Raw genomic sequence first — 18266 nt, 5'->3', positions numbered from 1 at the left:
CCGCGAGGATGGGTTAATACTTAAGCTGAGAAGACCGCCTGAATGATCCCGCCTGTGTGAAGCTGACGACTTCCGTGTGTGCCCGCCCATGTGACTTCAGCGGATCAAGAGCCCGACGTTTCGTTCTTCCTGAACGGCACGCATGTCCGTTTAGGACCTGCCAGCCCCATTAGTCATACCTTCCTCGCTCTCTTGCTGCTGTCAAACCTATGTTTTACAATAAGATGGCATGGTGCGAGGTGGCAATACCGGGGATGGCGATCCGTCGGGATCGCCGGAGGAACGATGCGGAATTCCTCCCCGCTTTGCGATGCGTCTCGTTGAGAGTGGCTCAGTGGCAGGGACGTCCGCGCTCGTCAGTGGGCATGGGTCAGGATCAACGTTATTCCGGAAGCCCGGATCGAATTCGAACTCGGGTTTCGTGGTGACGAGCCGTGGTTGGGGAGATACCTCGATGCAGAGGCTGACGAGACGGTGGCGATACGGTTGGCTCGGTGTTGGGTTGCTCGGTCTGCTCACGACGCTGGGCCTCGTGTTCCCGCACGTGACCCCTTTTGTGAGGAAACGGCCGCGGCCTGTCCTCGAGCATCTGTCGACCGCGACCGTCCGACGCACTGATCTCTGGGGCTCGGTGACGGCCGGGGGAACGGTCGGGAGTTCGAACCAGACGAACATCGAGTGCGAGTTGAAAAGCCTCTCCGCTGGCGTCCGTGGGATGAACATGGTCACCAGCGGGGCCTCCACCATCTTGTCGGTGGCTCCCGCCGGGACGTTGGTCAAAAAAGACCAGGTTCTCTGTGAGCTCGACTCCTCCGCCTATGTGGAATTGGTCCGACAGCAGCAAATGACCGTCGAGCGTGCTCGATCCGACCATCTTCAGGCGAGGCTCGACCACGAGGTCGCCGAGATGGCGATCACCCAGTACCGCCAGGGCATTCTCATTCAGACGCAGAAATCCCTGAATGGGCAAATCGCGCTGGCCAAGTCGGATCTGGAGCGAAACGCCGATCGCTTGGCCTGGTCACGGCGGATGCACAAGAAGGGATACGCTTCGATCGGCCAGGTCGCAAACGACGAGGTCACGCTCCGTCGTCAAACTTTCAACCTCGAACAGTCGCTTCTCGGGTTGAAGATCTTTGAACGCTATGAAGTGCCGGGCACCATCCGCCAACTCGAGAATCGAGTCGCCACGACGAAGCGGAATTTCGAATATCAGACCAACCGGTTGGAACGACACGTCGACAGCCTGGCCCAATTCGAGCGCCAGGTGGAGAATTGTACGATCCGGGCTCCGCACGACGGGTTCTTGATCTACGCCAACGACCCCTACCGCAACTTTGTCATCGAGCCTGGGATCGCGGTCCGCCAGAATCAGATCCTGTTCTACCTACCCGACCTGGCAAAGATGGAAGTCAAAGCACTCCTCCATGAGTCGATCGTCCAGAAGGTCCGAGACGGGATGCGAACCAAGATCCGGATCGAGGGCCTTCCCAACGATCATATCGAGGGGCACGTCGTCTCGATCGCCGCGCTGCCGACGCGAAACTTCTTCAGCGAGGTCACCTACTACGTCGGGCAGATCAAGCTCGACAACATCCCCCGGGGCCTCTTGCCGGGAATGACCGCCGAAGTTGAGATCTCGACCGTCCATCGCCCCGACGTCTTAACCATTCCCTCCCAGGCCATGACCGTCGAGGACGGCCTCGATGTCTGCTATGTCACCGATGGCAACCACGGACTCGAACGGCGCGAGGTCAAGCTGGGGCAGGCATCGCACGATCGCCTGGAAGTGACCGAAGGACTCAGCGAAGGAGAACAAGTCGTCCTCGACCCGTCGAGCATTGACGCCAATGTCGTGGCCGAACTCAGCTCCTCGTCGTCCTCGACCACCTCTTCATCTTGGTTGCCCACACCAGCCCAGGCCGAACCTGATTCGAGCGCCGCTGCCGAAGGCCCCGTGGCGACGGTGACTCACTGAGCCGCCCCGGTCGAGGCCAACTAGCCCTCGACCGACCCCAAGGCGTTCCTCCCTTGATCGTGAAGGCGGCGGCCTGTCTGATAAGAATACGACGCCATCGTTGTCGTCTCGTCTTCCGAGCCGCACGATGGCCGTCGTCGTTCCCTTTTTTCAGGAATCAATCCGATGTCTGCCGACAAACCCAAACCCTACACGGATGAGCAAGTTCAAGCAAAGATCCATGAGCTCGGACTCACCGGTTGGACTCTTGAGGACGGCTGGCTCCGGCGCAAGTTTTCGACGGACGGTTGGCCAACAACCTTGATGCTGGTCAATGCAATCGGCTACCTCTGCGAAGCCGCCTGGCATCACGCCGACCTGTCGGTCACCTGGGGCAAGGTCTGGTGCAAACTCAAAACCCACTCGGCGGGCGGGATCACCGACAAAGACTTCGCCCTCGCGCGGAAGATCGAGGACGTGGCCCTCTGGAGGCCCGAACCAGGCGGCCCGTTGGAAGGGACACCCAATAAATTTGTACATAGCAAATGAGTTAGCCGCACCTGTCAACGTGCGAAACTCACAGGGGTCAGAAAAATCCAGTCCGCGAAATCATTTCGACGAACGATTTTTCTGCATCGCTGGAGGGGCAACCGTCAAACGTGCCGGACGAGCTCTGACGGTCACCCCTTTGGGGACACAATGACAGATACTCATTTCCAGACTTGTCAAAATTAACCAAATTTTGTCCCTCAACCACGCAAGCCATCCCAGACTGTGCCCGAGGCGTTTGCCAATTCGAGGGATGCGACGAGTCCGGCATGATGGCCGCCGGCCAGACCATCGGCGAGGAGGGCGGCGCCCTGGGCCGCATGTTTGACCCAGGCTCCCGAGAGGGAGCGGAGCGGAATCAATGTGCCGAGAGGCTCGAGCGCAGCACGGGCCAAGGCCGCGAGATCGGGACGCTCGGCCAAGGCGCCAGAGAGATAGATCCGGTCGAAGGGGGTGACCGCCTTCAGCCCGGCGACGTGCTTGGTCAGCGACTCGCGAAAGGCGTCGGGGCCTTCAGGACCGAGGTCGATCAGACCGCCCCGGAAGAGACTCTCCTTGGAGAGCGGTGAGCGCCAGTAGGCGACCTCGCCGTCCCAGCAGCCGCCCGAACGGACACCGATGGGCCCACGCGTCCCCGCCGCTGCGTCGACGAGTCGGCCCCGAGAGACGATCATCACGGCCGAGAAGGCTGAGCCAAGCTCGACGACGGCGAAGGTCGATTCGGAAAAGTCTGCGCCACGATCTGCTGCGTCGGCCTGAAGGGCAAGCGCGGTAACGGCCACTTTGTCGGCGGTGCCGAGGTCGATCGTATTAGCCTTGCGATAGGCTGGGATCGAGGGAAGGTGGACGCCTCCCGGCAGGAAGAGGACGGGCAAGCCTGACGTCGCCAAGGCGCGAACCCAGGAGCGGAAGCCGAGGACGCCCGCATCGATTCCCCGTTGGTCGGGGCGGACGAGCGACATCTCTTCGAGGTGCCGCTCGGTCAAGGCTTCGCCGCGAACCAAGGGGAGCCCATAGCCTGACGGACCGGCGATCAGGTCGATCGGCAACCAGGCGCGGAGCAGTGAGACGAGCGCTTCGGGATCGCGTTGGAGCGTCCCCGGGCTCAGTCGTTCCTGGCCGACGACTGCGCCGTCGGCCAACAAGAGAAGGTCGAGGCTACTCGTGCCGGGATCGGTGCCGACGACACGGACCACACGCTCACCCCAAGGTCGTCCGACCGAGTTCAAGGATCTCTTCGGCGTCGAGCACGATGTCGTTTGCCGTGAACAGTTCCTGGAGTGCTCTCTTGTGGATCTTCATCTTGGTGCCGCCGACCCCAAGCGCTCCCCAGGCCCGAACGCCGCCCCGATCGATCCCCTTGTCGGTCGCCGAGATCCCTTCAATCCCGAGGGGTGGGACTGCGTTGAGGTCGATGGCCACTTTCAGGTCGGGCAGTGAGCGGCGGACCTGCTCCGGGAGGAGAGTCACCCCCGCGGCCCCCGCGGCAACCACGACTTGAACACCGGCGAGTCCGTTTGCCAGTGAGTCTTCATCCGAGGTGGAAAAAGGGGTGAACCGGCCGCCGTTGACCTGCCCGAGCATCTCGACCGTAGCTTGGGCGCGATCGAGTTGTCTCGAACCGAGGGCAACCCTGGCCCCCAGTCGACCGAAAAGCCGCGCCACGCGCTGACCGACCGGGCCGGTGCCAGCCAAGACCGCCGTGGATACGCCGTTCAAAACCCCGCCAGCCCCTTCGAGAGCGGCCAGGACGGCTGCGGCCGCCGTGGTATTGCAGCCGTTGGCGTCAAAGAGAACGGAAACCCGAAAATTCGCGAAGAAGGTCTTGGTGACCTCCTTCAAAATCGCCTCGCCAACCGCGACGTTCGACCCACCCACGAAGATCGCGGTCCGCTGGAGATCGGCGGGACCTCGCGTGAAGAGAGCGCCATAGACCAGGTCGCGCACGGCGTCCGGCTGAACACCACCGTGGCGGAACAGATGTTCCACCCCTGAATCAACCGCCACGACGCCGTCGAAGACGCTCGGCTGCGGATCACTATCGAGTTGGATCAGGATGGAAGGCTTGGGGGTGGGCATCGGGGTTGGCGATCCTCGGTACCAAAGAGACGAGCCAGGCGCCGCGCCCCCATTGTAGGGCGGTGGCAAACGGTGCCTGGCTTCGACGCGATGGTCAGGCAAACGGGTGCTTGACCGTATCCTTCTGAGCGGTGATCTCGGCGATCGCCGGCAGATTCTTCATGGCGCGCTCGATGGAGAGCTTGGTCGCCTCGTAGTTGAACTTGAGGATCTTGGCGTTGTCTTCGGCGGCGGGGTGGATGAAGACGCCGCAGACGATGACCAGGTTCTCGGCCTCGGCGCTGGGGATGGTCCCTTCGGCGACGCAGTCGGCCACAGCCTTGGCCACCGCGTACTGGGCGGGGCCAAACATCTGCACGGCCTGCTTCATGCCCTTGATGGTGACCTTGGTGATCAGCACCGTGGCGGGCTTGGCGAGCAGGTTCGGGGTCAGCACGGCGAGGAGGTTCGTATGGCCGGCCGACTGGTTGGCCAAGGCGCTGGCGAAGGCGGCACCGACGGGACCGGTCTTGGTGCCGATCAACAAGTCAATATGCGCAATCTCATTGCCTTCGCCGACCAGGGCTTCACCAATGTTCATCGTCAAATCGCTGGCCATGGGGTCTGCTCTCCGCTTTGTGTCTAAACTGAATAAATCGAGGGGTTGTCCAAAAACCAAATCAGCTTGGCACCGTGACAACCGGATCCATGGCCCCGAATCATAACAGCCGGAGCGACAACCGCAACCCCCTCCATTTGTTAAGCAATTGGAAAAAAAAGCTTGTCCGCCGATGTATGAACTGTTTCAATAACCCGTCACGCACGGAATCGTGCCGCTTCAGTGCCGGCGACCGCGGGCGGTCGCCCCTCCTTTTTTTCCTTCCGCACTTTGGAGACCGACGATGCGTAAAATGTTTCCGCTGCTGGCCATGGCCGTTCTGTTCTCGGGCCTGACCTTCGCTTGGGCCGCCGAAGAAGAAGTCACCATCACCGGTGACGCCGTCTGCGCCAAGTGCGCGTTGAAAGAAACGCCCAAGTGCCAGAACACGATCACGACGGAAGAGAAGGGCAAGAAGGTCACCTACTACCTCGCCAAGAACAAGATCAGCGACAAGGCTCACCAGGGCCTGAGCATCTGCGGCGCGACCAAGGATGCCCCCGTCAAGGTCAAGGCCACTGGTACCGTGAAGGAAGAAGAAGGCAAAAAGGTTCTCACCGTCACCAAGCTCGATGCCGCCGACTGATTGATTCGTTGCCGGCATCGCGATCCTGGCGGGCGTTCATCGCCCGCTGGGGTCACTCGCCCCTTCCTTTGTATCATCTTCCCTTTTGGCATCACTTTTGGACCTTCTCATCCTCGGGGCAAGCGCCCGAGCGGCCGCGTACTCCGCGCGTCGCGCTCAACTTCAGCCACGCGGTATCGACCTCTTCGCCGATGCCGATCTGACCTCTCTCTGCCCCGCCCGACGGATCGCCCCCGAAGACTATCCCCACCGACTGGCGGAGTTGGCCCTCGAATCATCTTCCGGACCGTGGCTTTATACCGGGGCGCTCGAGAACCAGCCCGACCTGATCGATCGGATCGCCGCGCAGCGGCCCCTCTGGGGCAACGGTGGCACAGTCCTCCGTGCCGTTCGCGACCCCTTCGCCTGGTCCGCGGCACTCCACCGTGCCGGCCTCCCCTGCCCCGCCATCCGCTCAACTCCTGAACACCTTCCCCGCGACGGAAGTTGGCTGGTCAAGCCGATCGCCTCGGCGGGAGGCATGAAGATCCACCCCCTCGACGTGGAGACGCCCTCCCCCGCCTGGCCCTGCTTCTATCAGGAACGGATCGAAGGGTTGAATCTTTCTGCGATCTTCATGAGCCGACCTGAGAAAACCACCTTCGCCGGCGTCACCCGCCAGATCCTCGGAGCGCCTGGGGCCGACTACGCCTACGTGGGGAGCGTGGGCCCATGGCCCCTCAGGCCCATCGAAGCGACCCGGATCAGAACCCTCGGCACCGTCCTGGCGCAGTCGTTCGGCCTGAGAGGGCTGTTCGGCGTCGACTTCATTCTCGCCGACGGCCACCCTTGGCCCGTCGAAATCAACCCCCGCTACACTGCGTCAGTCGAAGTGCTCGAGTTGGCACTCGGCACATCCCTGCTCTCAGCCCACCGCTCCGTGTTCGATCCCACAGCCCCTGCGGTCAGCCCGGCCCAGACGCCGAAGCTGCGCGGCGCCGTGGGCAAGCTGATTCTCTTCGCGCCCGGCAAGTGTCACTTTCCAAAAACGACCCGATCTCGGCCCGCCTCCAAAGACGTCTTCGCGATCCCACCCCTGGGCGACCGTCCTCAACCCGGAATCTGCTTCGAGCCGGGTGAACCGGTCGCCACTCTCTTCGAGCAGGCCGATCACATGGAAGCCTGTCTCGCCCAGCTCGAGCAGCGGCGAGCACGGTGGGAGCAGCGATTACTCATCCTAGGAAGTCAGCACTCCAGCATACGTATTTGATAGCCCCGAAAGGGCAACCGTTCAAAGCCAGGGGATTGACCCCCTGAAAAACATTCGACAATGCTTGCGCATTGCAGCCCTGAAAGGGCGACCGTCATTCGTGAGGAACGACGGAGACTCAGAGACTCATCCAATCAATGCTTTCTCAAAGGCTCTTCAGGTAGGCGATCAGGTCGTCCGTCTCGCTCTCGCTCAGGGTCCCCAGAGCCGAGACAGTCTCCGGGCTATGCGGATCGGCCAGCGCCTCGCGGAGGGTCTTGGACCGGCCGTCGTGCAGGAACGGATCCTTGTCGTACACGCCGCGAAGGGACGGCGGGTTGTACCCTTCGTAGGCATCATCCCGTTCCTCCAGGCCGACGATGTGGATCTTACCGTCCGTCAACTCGGGTCCCGAATGGCACTTACTGCAAGCGGTCTTGGAGGAGCGGAAGATCACCTCCCCGCGCTGGGCCTCGGGCGAGAGGCTGCCATCGGCATTGCGAAAAGGATTGCGTGGGAACTCAAGTGTGGTCAAGTAAGCGACCAGCGCCCTGACCTCGTCGGCGGATGGGTTCGGGCCTTGCATGCTCTTGGTGAACGATTCGATCGTGGCATCTTCGAGGCTCGTCTGCCAACCGTGCCAGGTCCAAGGGCCCGTCTGACTGACCCGTCGAAGGGTCGGCACCTTCTTACGGCTTCGCAAGTGCGAGGTGCTCAGGTCTTGCCGGCCATCGTTGAGCGTGTCGAAGTGAAGCCCGTTGGTATGGCCATCACTGTGGCAGGTATTGCAGCTATACCACTGGTTGAACGAGCGCTCGGCCGCATGGAAGAGGATCTCACCACGGCGGACCAGCGAGAGTTCCTTGGGACCGCCCAACGGGATGGTGCGGAGCAGCTTGGCCCCTTCGGCGTCGACGACCTGGACCGAGTCATTGAGATAGTTGGCCACGTAGAGCGTCTTGCCATCCGCCGCGAACGCCAGTTCGGTCGGGCGACCCCCCACCTCGATGCGCCGGAACCGGCCGTCGCTTTTGAGGAGCGAAGGGTCGATCATGTCGCGCGAGCTCGACGATCGCCAGGGGAGCGCCGCCAGGTCGGTTCGGAAGATCATGACCTCATGGGTCCCTCCGCAACTGACGGCGAGATATCGACCATCGCGAGCCGCCGCCGCGCCATGAACGTCGGCCGCCGCCTTGCCTTGCGTGTCGAGCGTCAAGGTGGCGAAGGGCTCGGCACCGTCAAGCTCGACGCGGGTCAGGCATTGGCCGACCACCCAGCCCAGGTCGATGTTATTGCGGGTGGTGGCGAACCCCTTGTTCCGCAGGTTGGCGACATAGCCGGTCGAACCGTCGCCACTGAAGGTGACCTGCCTGAGGTTGTCCCCCTTGATCGGCAAGGTCCGCTCGACCGTCCACGAGCCGACGGAGATCAGCGAGAGGCTCTGCGACCGCGTGTTGCCAACGAGCAGGTGCGATCCGTCGGGCGAGAGTGCCAGCCCGCGCGGTTCGCGACCGACTGCCAGGCGTCCCGTGACCTCGCACGCGTCCAGATCGACGCGAACCACCTCGTTGCTGACCCCGACCGCCACATAGGCGGTTTTGCCGTCGTCACCGATCACAACCCCGCGCGGTTCGGGGCCGACCTCGACCCGTCCAACGACCTTGAGCGTATCGGCCCCGACGTCGAGCACCGCCAGGTCATAGCCGTACCAATGGGTGACCGCCCCGCGACGGCTGTCCTTCGCCAGCGCGACCCCCGCCGGCTTGTCTCCCGTGGCCACCTCGGCAAGCACCCGACCGGCCGCAGTGTCCACTAGCGAGACCGTGCCCGCAGTCTGGTTGGCTGTCAAAAGCCTGGTCCCGTCCGTCGACAGGACCAAGGCGATCGGCGAACGATGTGGTTCCTGTTCCCGTTCCTGAGCGGGCTTCGCCGGGTCGTCCGACAAGGCGAACGGCACATACGTCAGCAGCACGAGGGCGACCAAGGCCAGAGCCGAGGCCAGTCCCATCCGGACGCGAGGGCGGTTCTTCATCGAGACGCTCCGCAGGATCCAAAAGGTAGGGCGACGGACCCGCCGATCGATGCTGGGTCCGCTCGACAACGCCGCTACATCCGATCAACGACCTCGATTCCAAGCAAGTCGAGCCCGAATTTCAAGGTCCTCGCCGTGATGTCGGCCAGCGCCAGCCGGCTATTGCGACGCTCGGTCGACTCGGCCTTCAGGACCGGGCACTCCTCGAAAAAGGAGCTGAAGGCGTTCGCCAGGTCAAACAGGTAGTCGGTCAGGATGTTCGGCTTGAGTTCCAGGGCGGCAAGTTCGAGCGTCTCGGGGAGTCGAAGCAAGCGGACGCCCAAGGCACGCTCGGCAGGATGGCTGAGGGCAATCGTCGGACGCTGGAGGCGAATCGACTCCGGAGTGATTTCCCCTTTGCGGAAAATGCTCTGGATCCGGGCGTACGCATACTGGAGGTAAGCGCCGGTGTTCCCGTTCATGGCCAGCATTTTTTTCCAGTCGAACACGTAGTCGCTCTGCCGGTTCTGGGAGAGATCGGCATACTTGATCGACCCCAGCCCCACGACTTCCGCAACCCGTTGGTGCTGCTCGGGTTCGAGGTCGGGGCTAATCTCTTGCACCACCTTCAAGGCTTCGGCAACCCCTTCGTCCAGGAGCGACTCCAAACCCACAACGTCGCCGTCTCGAGTTTTGAACGGCTTCCGATCCGTGCCGAGGATCGTTCCGAAGGCGACGTGCTCGAGGTCGGTCCGCTCATAACCCCAGCGGCGGGCGACGGCGAACAAGAGCTTGAAGTGGTCCCCCTGGCGATGGTCGACGACGTAGAGGACTTCGTCGGGCTGCCAGGTCTCCTCGCGATACTTGATCGTGGCCAGGTCGGTCGTCGCGTAGTTATACGCCCCGTCACGCTTGCGAACGATCAGCGGCGCCTTCGTTCCTTCGACGAAGACGACGGTGGCTCCCTCGCTGACCTGTGCGATTCCCTTGGCCTCGAGATCCGCGACCACGTCGGCGAGCATCGGGTCGTAAAAGCTCTCGCCGAGCTCGACGTCGAACTTAACGCCCAGCCGATCGTAGACGTCCTTCAAGGCGGCCAGGCAGTAGGGCATGAACCGCTCCCAGAGGGCGCGATTCTCGGCGTCACCAGCGTGCAGCTTGGCGGTCTCGACGCGAGTGGCATCCTCGACGTTCGGTTCTTTCGCTTTGATCTTCGCCTGGGCAAGCCGATAGAGCCGGGCCAGTTCGGCCACGGGCGCCGTCGCGAATGCGGCCTCGTCCCGATGGTTCTTCCAACCCCAGAGGATCATCCCAAACTGCGAACCCCAGTCTCCCAGGTGGTTGTCCCGGATGACCTTATGGCCCAGGGCTGCGAAGATCCGCGCCAGGCTCTCGCCGATCACGGTCGAGCGAATGTGCCCGACGTGCATCGGCTTGGCGACGTTCGGCGAAGAGTAGTCCACCACCACCGTCTTGGGCCGGGCCGGGGGGACAATGCCGAGCGCCTCGTCAACGATCAGGTCTTCGAGCGTTCGGGCCACCCAGGAATCGACGAGCCGGACGTTGAGAAAGCCGGGGCCGGCCACTTCGGGAGTCGCAGCGAGTGGGGCAAGATCGACCGCCTCCGCCACGCGATGCGCCAGCTCTCGCGGGTTCTTTTGAAGCGACTTGGCCAGGGCCATGCAGCCGTTGGCCTGATAGTCACCGAACTTGGAGTCGGTACTTGGCCGGACGGCGGCGGCAAAGGCAGCCGCGTCTCCCCCTTCGGGTGTGGCGGCGGCGAAAGAGTGGCGCAGACGTTCGAGGACGTTCATGATCTTGCGTTCTGGACGATAAAAATCTTGGGAGTGAGGCGCACACCAAGCACAAAGAGGCGTCACGAACCGAGAGAGACGGGCCAGTCTCTCTGGTTCTCATGAAAAAGTCGAGCCTCTCAAAACCAAAGGGGAGACGGTGGTCAGAGGGTTTCCTCGACCTGATCGGTCTCGGGATCCGATTCCAGCTCGCGCTCAGCCTCGGGGGCGCTGTCCGCCACGGTTTCCGGCTGGCCTTTGGTCCGCGGCGCAGGGCGAACGCGGTCGGGGTCTTGCCAGTCGAGGCGCGGGGCGTCACCCCAAATATCTTCCAAGGCGTAATAGGAACGGGCCTCGCCCGAGAAGACGTGGACGACGAAGTCGCCGTAGTCGATCAGGACCCATCGCCCTTCTTCCGACCCCTCGAGTCCCAGCTTGAAGTCCTTCAGCCGCTTCATTTCCTGGTCGATCTCGGTCGCGATGGCATTGCCCTGCCGCCGCGAGCTGGCCGTGGCAATCACGAAGAAATCGACGAGCGGGGTCGCCTGGCGAAGGTCGAGCACCATGATATCTTTGGCCCGATTGTCATCGGCAATCCGGGCGCAGATTCGAGCATGCTCGAGTGCGCGGGCCATCCGATCGGGCTGGCTCCGTCCTGCGGCATTGAACGGGACATCATCTTGCGGTTCGTGATCGGGACGTCGAGGCTTGAGATCGGGGTCGGGGGTCGCTTGGTCTTCGTTCGTCGGCGGAGAAACCTCGGTGTCGTTGATATCGGCCATCGCAGCTCAGCTCGTCCGGGGAGACAGGGAAATAGAAGCGGTTCGTGTCCCGCTCCACGGTTTCCCCGAGTTTCAGCAGTTGAACGCTCGCGTGTCAAACACCTTACCCACAGTAACAAGGGCTGACACGCTTGGAATTCTCCAGGTTCAGGGAACGCTCATACAGTCTACCCACATACAAACGCAATGCCTATCGCAGAAATTGTCGGCAAAAGGAATGGTCTTCGGCCACGCCCGGCGGCGGCGCCCGATCGCGACGGCCTGACAATCTCCATCATGCGACCACGATCATAGCCACGGCTCCGTCGCTCCCCGTTCACAGGACGACGAGGCCGCTCCAAAATGTACCGATCCGATTGGATCTCAACGCACTATCTTGGCAAAAACGAGCGACAAGTAAACCAGAGCACATCCCGTTCTCGATGGTCGATGACGCTGCAGCCCTGCGCGAGGCGGCCATCAAAATCAGCTTTCGGCTTCCAATTGACGAAATCATAAAAATGCTTTTCAATAATTTCATTCGCACAACTAAAATCAGTCACCCTTTCGAGTCTGCATTTCGATGGTTTCGTATCCTGCGGGCGCCATCACCTTGATAACCCTCGGTGTACTCTTCTCCAAGGTCCTCGGCAAGACCTTTGGGTTTTCGCCGATTCGCCCCTACGGCCTTTTCATCGACGGCTCATGGCTGATGTTTGCGATGGGTATTTTCGTCTTCTGTGCCATCCACCATCGGTCAGAAAAACGTCGCTGGTCGATTCGGCTCGCCTTCCTTCTCAGCTTCTTGCTCATTGCCGCACAGGTTGTCAGGCCTCAACTTCATCATTACTTGTTTGCTTATTCAGTGAGCGTCATCTTTTCTCTCCTCCTGCTGGTGCTCCATCCTTACGATGGGCCGCTGTCGAACTGTCGCCCTGTCCGAATGCTGTCGTGGGTGGGAGAGTTCAGCTACAGTCTTTACCTGGTGCATTCCCCCATCACGGAACTCTTCGGACGATGGTTCTGGATGCATGGGGTCCGAGGCCTCTGGTCTTATGTGCTCATCGTTCTTCCGATTACGGCCACCCTCTCCCTTGTGCTGAGCCGATTGTTTTTCTGGCTCGTTGAACGCCGCTTCTTGAATCGGCCCGAAAAAGCAAAGTGTTCGAGTTCGAGCCCCATTCCCGTCGGTGAGCTTGCTGAGCAAGGCCAATCCGGGATCTGATCCTACCCCCCCTTCCCCTCCCGGAAGCCGCTGGCCTCCAAAACGGTCCGGGAGTCGCATGGGTTTGGACGAGGAATCCGGAGTAAGTGTTTGGCAAATCGAAGGTCTTGAACGCGTTGATGCCAAGGGGCTTGGCGAGGCGGAGAGTTCCGGGTCTAATGACGAATGAAGGTCCTGTCAACAAGGGGAATCGGGTCGCGATCGCGATCCCAAGTTACGGTCGATAAATCGCCAAAGGCTGATGGAACGGATCGATCTGGGGTGGGAGTTCGTTCGGTTGCTGGCTCGACGTCAAACACCGCGATCAATTCAGATCCCGCAACAGCAAAGGGGAAGACCGTGGACCGAACCGCGTACGAGAGCCACTTGAAAAATCTCCACTCGTGGGCCGGCCATCTCGAGTCTACCATCGAGACGGCCATTCCCCAGACCATCGTGGAGCTCGGCCCGGCTGGGGAAGAATCGCTCCTTGATGTCAAGAATGCCGCAGAGACCCTGCGCGACGTGGCCAGGAGCCTCGACGACGTGATGAACGCCTACGACTCCCTGCTCGAATCGGCGGGCCGACCGCGCCGCTACGACGACTTTCTCCAACGCATCGAGGTCGGCAGTGACACCAAGGAGGTCACTGACGTCACCGACGAGGATCTCGAGGCCGGCACGCCCGAGATCAACCGAGCTCGCTTCGCCCGCCTCTCCGGCGAACTTCAATTCGATGCGGGATGGCTACTCGGCGCCATCCACGGCGCCTTGATCAGCCACTCCGAGGACACCATTGATGAACACCTCGACAGCCTCGCTACTGGCATTGAGGAGTTGATGATCTCCTATGACCGACTCCAGGACCTGATCGGGATTCTACCCGCCCGCCACTGCGCGTTCGTCGACCACATGGTCGTCCTTGAGGAGGCGGGAAGGCGTCACCCTCGAGATCGACGCGGGCGACCTTGACCAGATCCGCTTGCGCAAGGAACCGGCACAGCAAAAGCCGCGTCGGCGAATCGCTCCGGTTCGCAAGAATAGTCCTGGACAATCCAAGATTTTGGATGTATCGTTATGTTAGTGGGCAACCGATCCCTTGGGATCGTACGGCGTTAATAACGGCGGCATCGTTTCGCTGTTTGCCGGTGCCGAAAACCCGTCGGGCCTAGTGCCTCGGCACGGTCCACCAGAGTTACCGCCAGCATCGCGCGGTCGTCGGTTGCGGCCTTTGATCGATGAGGTTGTCCAGCCGCTTCATCCCTCGACTTCTGGCTTCATCGGCGACGTTACCGACGATTCTGGCGGTATCTCGTTTTTTGGGATGATGCGACGGCCGGTATGATTTCCAGATCATCGCCGTGGCTCCGCAAAGATCAGGCTCCAGAAGGGAATCCCCTTCTCGCTGGTCGCGTAGCCAACGCCCACGTCCTTGACGTCCCCCAAAAGGCTCTCCCGGTTCGACGGCTCCTCGAGCCAGGCCCGTACCGCCTCTTCCGCGGTCGACTGGCCTTGCAGGCTTGCCTGCCCGATGCGTTTGAAACGATAGCCCGACTTTTCCACCTGATCGAACGGGGTCAGGTCGTCATCGTCCTTGGTGCGGAACTCGTTGTGCGCGGCCATGGCGCGGGCGTGACGACGCGCGGCAGTCGCCAGCTTGGGTTCAAGCTTGAGCGGAGGCTTGCCAGCCTGCTGCTTTCGCTCATGGTCGAGCAGGCTCACCACATCGGCCACGGCTTTCTCGGGGTCAAGGCGGGGCATCGGCTTGCCGAACTCGGCGCTCCAGAACGGAGTCCCGTCCTTCCCCTCCACAAGGGCGAATCCCGCTTCGGTGAAGTCCCCCAGGATATTCTTCCTGTGGGGCGGGCTCGCCATCCAAAGCCGCATCACTTCGGGGATGCTCCTCGCCCCGGAAGCCACGTTCTCAGCGAGGCCCAGGTAGTGATAGCCCTCGAGTTCAATCCGTTGCTTGGGAGTCGAGCCATCGCTCCCCTCGTGCGTCATTTTTTCGTGAAGGGCCATGTCGCGGGCATGAGCCAGCGCAGCCGCCTCGAGCTTGAGATTGGCGGTCAACGGACCCAACTTTTCTGCCGCGCGCTCACGATTGTGCGCCGCGATCAGGGCGGAAACATCTGCGCGATTCTTCTTGGCCTTCTCTGGAGCGCCCGCCCTTGGCCCGGACGCTGACGCGAACGCGACGCCGACCGCCACGACGACCACAAACACGATCGCCACGCCGTGTTGCCTGGCTTGCATCGTTATGCCTCTGTGATCCGGCCAAACCAACGCCCCGAGGCGAGAGTCCACAGTCACCGCACAGGTTCAGACGAGCAATCGGTGTACCGACCGATATCCCCTCCTCACCCGGAGGGGATCGATCAGAAGAGCAACAAGGGGGGGGGTGGAGTAGCCTTGCCAAGATTGCGCGGCCGAAGGAGAAAGGTTTCGAGTCGTCCGGCCCGGTCGGTTCAGGAGGAGGGAGATGGGACCAGCTTGGAGCGTGCCGCTGCCGCAGCCAACGACCTGCCGAAGGTGGATCCGATCGTGTCGTGCAAGCTTCCCCAAAGGTCGTCATTGAGCACGTCGCGATCCTCGACGAGGGTGAGCAGGCTGGCGAACGGATGCTCTCCTTCGGACAGGGGCTCCGTCTCGGGGGGAAGAACCGTCCAGGGCCCATCGGCGATGGTTTCGCGCAACGTTCTGGCCTGGTTCTGACAGTCACGAAGCGGGGCAAACTCATGATCTGCCGAGTGGGTCAGGTTGAGGACCCGATCCAGGACGGACAGCGCACGACGCCTGCTCTCTTCCGCTTTCGATTGGCGGACCTCGGACTCGGCGACCAGGTCGAGGACGGCGGTCAGCCCTTGAACGGTGTCGAGAGTCTCGGACGAGGGGAGAGCGACGTGCAACGCCTCCGCCCGCTCCCTGGTGCGGTCACGCAGGCCGACAAACTCGCGCCGGGCTTGCCCCAGTTCTTCGATCAGTCCCTCAGGAGGGGGGGAACCGGGCGAATGGAGCTGGCGGGCCGCGCCGAGCAGGCGCTCGCTGAGGCTGGAAAAGAGATCGGAAATTTTACTTACTTCTTGCGAGAGGTCGTTGCTGCTCTGAGTCATGGAATCGCTCCTCGCGGCCTCGCCATTCAGGGCGACCTGCGTGCTGTCGACAGTCTGTGGGTGCGACGTCCGGCGGTAAACCATGGGCGAGTCTTTCGCAAATGGTGTTCGATTCTGGTGGCTTAGATACTTAAAAAGAGGAAGGCTGCGTCACCCCTCGCCCTCAAGGCGTTCGGAGGATGACACTGTGGGCGATTCCAATCAAGGCTGAACGATTCTCGAACGGGCCACGGAGACGGAGAGCGCCTTGCCGAACTCCCGCTCGACCAGTTCCAGCGAAGACGCCCAATGGTCATCGCTCAGCCCGTCCCCCGCGACCAAGGTCAGAAGCGCATGGAACGGGTGATCCCCTTCGGCCAACCGGGTCGCGTCGTCGGGGAGCTTGAGTACGGGGGCAGCCGCAATGGCGGCTCGCTCCCCCCTGGCCTTCGCCTGACAGTCGACGAGCGATGCCGACTCTTTCCCATCGGCGGTGACCAGTGAGAGCACGCGATCGAGCGTTGCCAGCGCCTGCCCTCGGATCGCCTCAAGCTGAGCCTGGCGCCCCTCGGCCTCGCCCAGCATCTGCAAGTGATTGGTGATCTCATCCAAGTTCGTCAACTGGCCTGCCGCAACGGCCGTCCCCAGCGAGTCGGCCAGCCGGACAACCTCACCGCGGAGCTGCTCGAAGTCGCGTCCACAGGTGTCGAGCTCTTCGATCAAGGCTAACGAAGGAGGAGCTCCCCCCGACTTCCAGTCTTCCGCGGCGCGCGCCAGTTGCTCTCCCACGCGAGTGAACTGAGCCGCAAGCACTTCCTGCCGGCCGATCAATTCAGACCGACTCTGAGTCGTCCCTTCGACACCCGGCTCCGCTCTCGGAACGACGGGCCTCGACTCTTCTTGCTTCGCTTCAACCTCTTCGGCCGAAGAATCCCGGCCTGGATGGGCGCACGCTTCCTCATGCGTCGCAAACTCGTCAAAGGAGGTGACGGGCGGGACAGGCGGCTCCTGATCGACCGGCTCGATGGGTTGAGGCGGGTCAATCGGCTCGGCTGCGGGCGGAACGGCGAGATCGTCGATCAAAGCGGCCGGCTCGATGGATTGTGGTGGAGCCATCGGCTCAACTGCGGGAGGAACGGCCGAATCGTCGATCAACTCCGGCGAGGAAGCCGAAACCGTGGGCGTTGTGGTCACTACCTCTGCGACAGGAGTCACCGGCGGGCCGGCCGACAAAGTGCCTGCGGCAAGCCGGTCGACGCCCTCCCAATCTTCCTTTGCTCGCAAGAGCTGCTCGAGACTGTTCAAGGTAGTTTTCGTCTTGGCGTGGTTGCTGCCGAGCACATCCCAGCGAATGTCGAGCGCCTGTCGCATCAACGGTTCTGCGCCGTCCAGATCGCCCCGCGCCCAAAGCAGACCGGCCAGACTGCTCAGATTCGTAGCAAAATCGGGATGCCGCTCGCCCAAAGCCTCCTTGCGAATCTCAAGAGCCTGCCTCAGCATGGGCTCAGACCCGTCCGGATCACCATGCATAATCAAGAGCATCGCCAATTGGTTCAGCCCCGTGGCGTAATCCGGGTGATGCTCTCCGACGGCCTCCTTCTGAAGCGCAAGCCGCTGGCGCGCGCTCACCACCGCCTCGTTCTCGCTCTTTTCTTCCCCAGGGCTTGCTTCGCTCGCGTCACTCAATCGTTCATCATCCTTCGGGACCAAGGGGCTTTGGTTAGTCTCGATCGAGTCCTCAGCGACTGACCCGCCAAGTGGTGAGTACCTTTCCGTCCTCGCTTTGAAGTTGCGCCTGCGCGACATAGAAAACTCCCATAACTAGAACAGGCCAAGGTGTTCACCGACTCTATGCTGATTTCTATAAGCCAAACAAAGAACACACAAATTCACCTATTCCTCGAACAACACATTCCAGGAACCAAAATACCGAAAAGCAACATGACATTCCAGCCGTGGACGACGAACAAACCACGAAGGATCACTGTCGCGGTGGCACCCGATCCTGAGAAATCGACCGTCAATCCGTTTCTGTCTCGAGGCAAGAAATGATCCACCTCGATCGGAAAGTCCCTCACCCAATGGGTACCGGCCGACTCCTTTTCGAATCCACCTTTCCCTGACTTAACCAAAAGCATTTTCGCACAATGGCCAAACACTTCCTCAGCCAATCTTCTCCTCTCACGCACGCGTGCGAAGCGTCCACTCCTACAACCGCTACATCCGGAAAACCCGACACTCTGAATTCGCACGCCCCGAGGGAGAATCACGCCGAACCGAACGAACGAACCGGCACCCTCCGACGTTGTTTCATGATAAATCCACGATCATCCCAATGATTAGGATAGGCCAGACAATCGACCTTCGCT

At 61.6% G+C, this 18266-nt stretch carries 15 protein-coding genes; 6 read left to right on the top strand and 9 right to left on the bottom strand.

The window, feature by feature from the left end:
• Positions 1-454 precede the first annotated feature (454 nt).
• Entirely contained in the window at positions 455-1978 is a 1524-nt protein-coding gene (locus SINAC_RS24345; RefSeq protein WP_015248222.1) for an efflux RND transporter periplasmic adaptor subunit, read from the top strand.
• Positions 1979-2143: 165 nt separating this feature from the next.
• Positions 2144-2506, top strand: coding sequence for a 4a-hydroxytetrahydrobiopterin dehydratase (locus SINAC_RS24340; protein ID WP_015248221.1), 363 nt, complete (start codon positions 2144-2146; stop codon positions 2504-2506).
• 200 nt (positions 2507-2706) lie between these two features.
• On the opposite strand, the gene SINAC_RS24335 is transcribed toward SINAC_RS24340, so the two are convergent.
• The 3 genes from SINAC_RS24335 to fae all read right to left on the bottom strand — a co-directional run bounded on the left by SINAC_RS24335 (position 2707) and on the right by fae (position 5171).
• Positions 2707-3735, bottom strand: a complete 1029-nt coding sequence (locus tag SINAC_RS24335) for a DUF1464 family protein (protein WP_020466723.1) — start codon at positions 3733-3735, stop codon at positions 2707-2709.
• A complete protein-coding gene (locus SINAC_RS24330) occupies positions 3707-4585 on the bottom strand; it encodes a bifunctional NADP-dependent methylenetetrahydromethanopterin dehydrogenase/methylenetetrahydrofolate dehydrogenase (RefSeq protein WP_015248219.1) in 879 nt (292 codons plus the stop codon). The genes SINAC_RS24335 and SINAC_RS24330 overlap by 29 nt, the downstream gene beginning before the upstream one ends.
• Positions 4586-4679: 94 nt before the next feature.
• The gene (gene fae, locus SINAC_RS24325) at positions 4680-5171 is read right to left on the bottom strand and encodes a formaldehyde-activating enzyme (protein WP_026012069.1); all 492 of its coding nucleotides are present in this window, start codon (positions 5169-5171) and stop codon (positions 4680-4682) included.
• A 295-nt stretch (positions 5172-5466) separates the two neighbouring features.
• On the opposite strand from fae, the gene SINAC_RS24320 reads away from it, so the two are divergent.
• Both SINAC_RS24320 and SINAC_RS24315 read left to right on the top strand, forming a co-directional pair.
• Positions 5467-5808: a DUF6370 family protein gene (locus tag SINAC_RS24320; RefSeq protein ID WP_015248217.1), complete on the top strand. Its 342-nt coding sequence runs from the start codon at positions 5467-5469 to the stop codon at positions 5806-5808.
• A gap of 97 nt (positions 5809-5905) precedes the next feature.
• A complete protein-coding gene (locus tag SINAC_RS24315; RefSeq protein ID WP_015248216.1) occupies positions 5906-7057 on the top strand; it encodes an ATP-grasp domain-containing protein in 1152 nt (383 codons plus the stop codon).
• Positions 7058-7202: 145 nt separating this feature from the next.
• Here SINAC_RS24315 and SINAC_RS24310 read toward each other — a convergent pair whose 3' ends face one another.
• The 3 genes from SINAC_RS24310 to rsfS form a co-directional block, all read right to left on the bottom strand.
• On the bottom strand, positions 7203-9068 hold the full coding sequence (locus SINAC_RS24310) for a c-type cytochrome (RefSeq protein WP_015248215.1): 1866 nt from the start codon (positions 9066-9068) through the stop codon (positions 7203-7205).
• 74 nt (positions 9069-9142) lie between these two features.
• Positions 9143-10861 (bottom strand): arginine--tRNA ligase, encoded by a 1719-nt coding sequence (gene argS / locus SINAC_RS24305; RefSeq protein ID WP_015248214.1) that lies wholly within the window; start codon positions 10859-10861, stop codon positions 9143-9145.
• 143 nt (positions 10862-11004) lie between these two features.
• Positions 11005-11622 (bottom strand): ribosome silencing factor, encoded by a 618-nt coding sequence (rsfS, locus tag SINAC_RS24300; protein ID WP_015248213.1) that lies wholly within the window; start codon positions 11620-11622, stop codon positions 11005-11007.
• A 562-nt stretch (positions 11623-12184) separates the two neighbouring features.
• On the opposite strand from rsfS, the gene SINAC_RS24295 reads away from it, so the two are divergent.
• Together SINAC_RS24295 and SINAC_RS24290 are read left to right on the top strand one after the other, a co-directional pair.
• Positions 12185-12826, top strand: a complete 642-nt coding sequence (locus SINAC_RS24295; protein WP_015248212.1) for an acyltransferase family protein — start codon at positions 12185-12187, stop codon at positions 12824-12826.
• A 339-nt stretch (positions 12827-13165) separates the two neighbouring features.
• Complete coding sequence (locus SINAC_RS24290; protein ID WP_015248211.1) at positions 13166-13777, top strand: hypothetical protein; 612 nt, start codon at positions 13166-13168, stop codon at positions 13775-13777.
• A gap of 381 nt (positions 13778-14158) precedes the next feature.
• Here SINAC_RS24290 and SINAC_RS24285 read toward each other — a convergent pair whose 3' ends face one another.
• From SINAC_RS24285 to SINAC_RS24275, 3 genes are all read right to left on the bottom strand, one after another.
• Complete coding sequence (locus tag SINAC_RS24285) at positions 14159-15061, bottom strand: CAP domain-containing protein (RefSeq protein WP_015248209.1); 903 nt, start codon at positions 15059-15061, stop codon at positions 14159-14161.
• 212 nt (positions 15062-15273) lie between these two features.
• The gene (locus SINAC_RS24280; RefSeq protein WP_015248208.1) at positions 15274-15918 is read right to left on the bottom strand and encodes a hypothetical protein; all 645 of its coding nucleotides are present in this window, start codon (positions 15916-15918) and stop codon (positions 15274-15276) included.
• Positions 15919-16119: 201 nt separating this feature from the next.
• On the bottom strand, positions 16120-17583 hold the full coding sequence (locus tag SINAC_RS24275) for a tetratricopeptide repeat protein (RefSeq protein ID WP_161625829.1): 1464 nt from the start codon (positions 17581-17583) through the stop codon (positions 16120-16122).
• Between the last annotated feature and the right edge of the window lie 683 nt (positions 17584-18266).

It is taken from the genome of Singulisphaera acidiphila DSM 18658 (assembly GCF_000242455.2).
Taxonomy (GTDB): domain Bacteria; phylum Planctomycetota; class Planctomycetia; order Isosphaerales; family Isosphaeraceae; genus Singulisphaera; species Singulisphaera acidiphila.
This window is presented reverse-complemented; position numbering and strand designations above follow the sequence as displayed.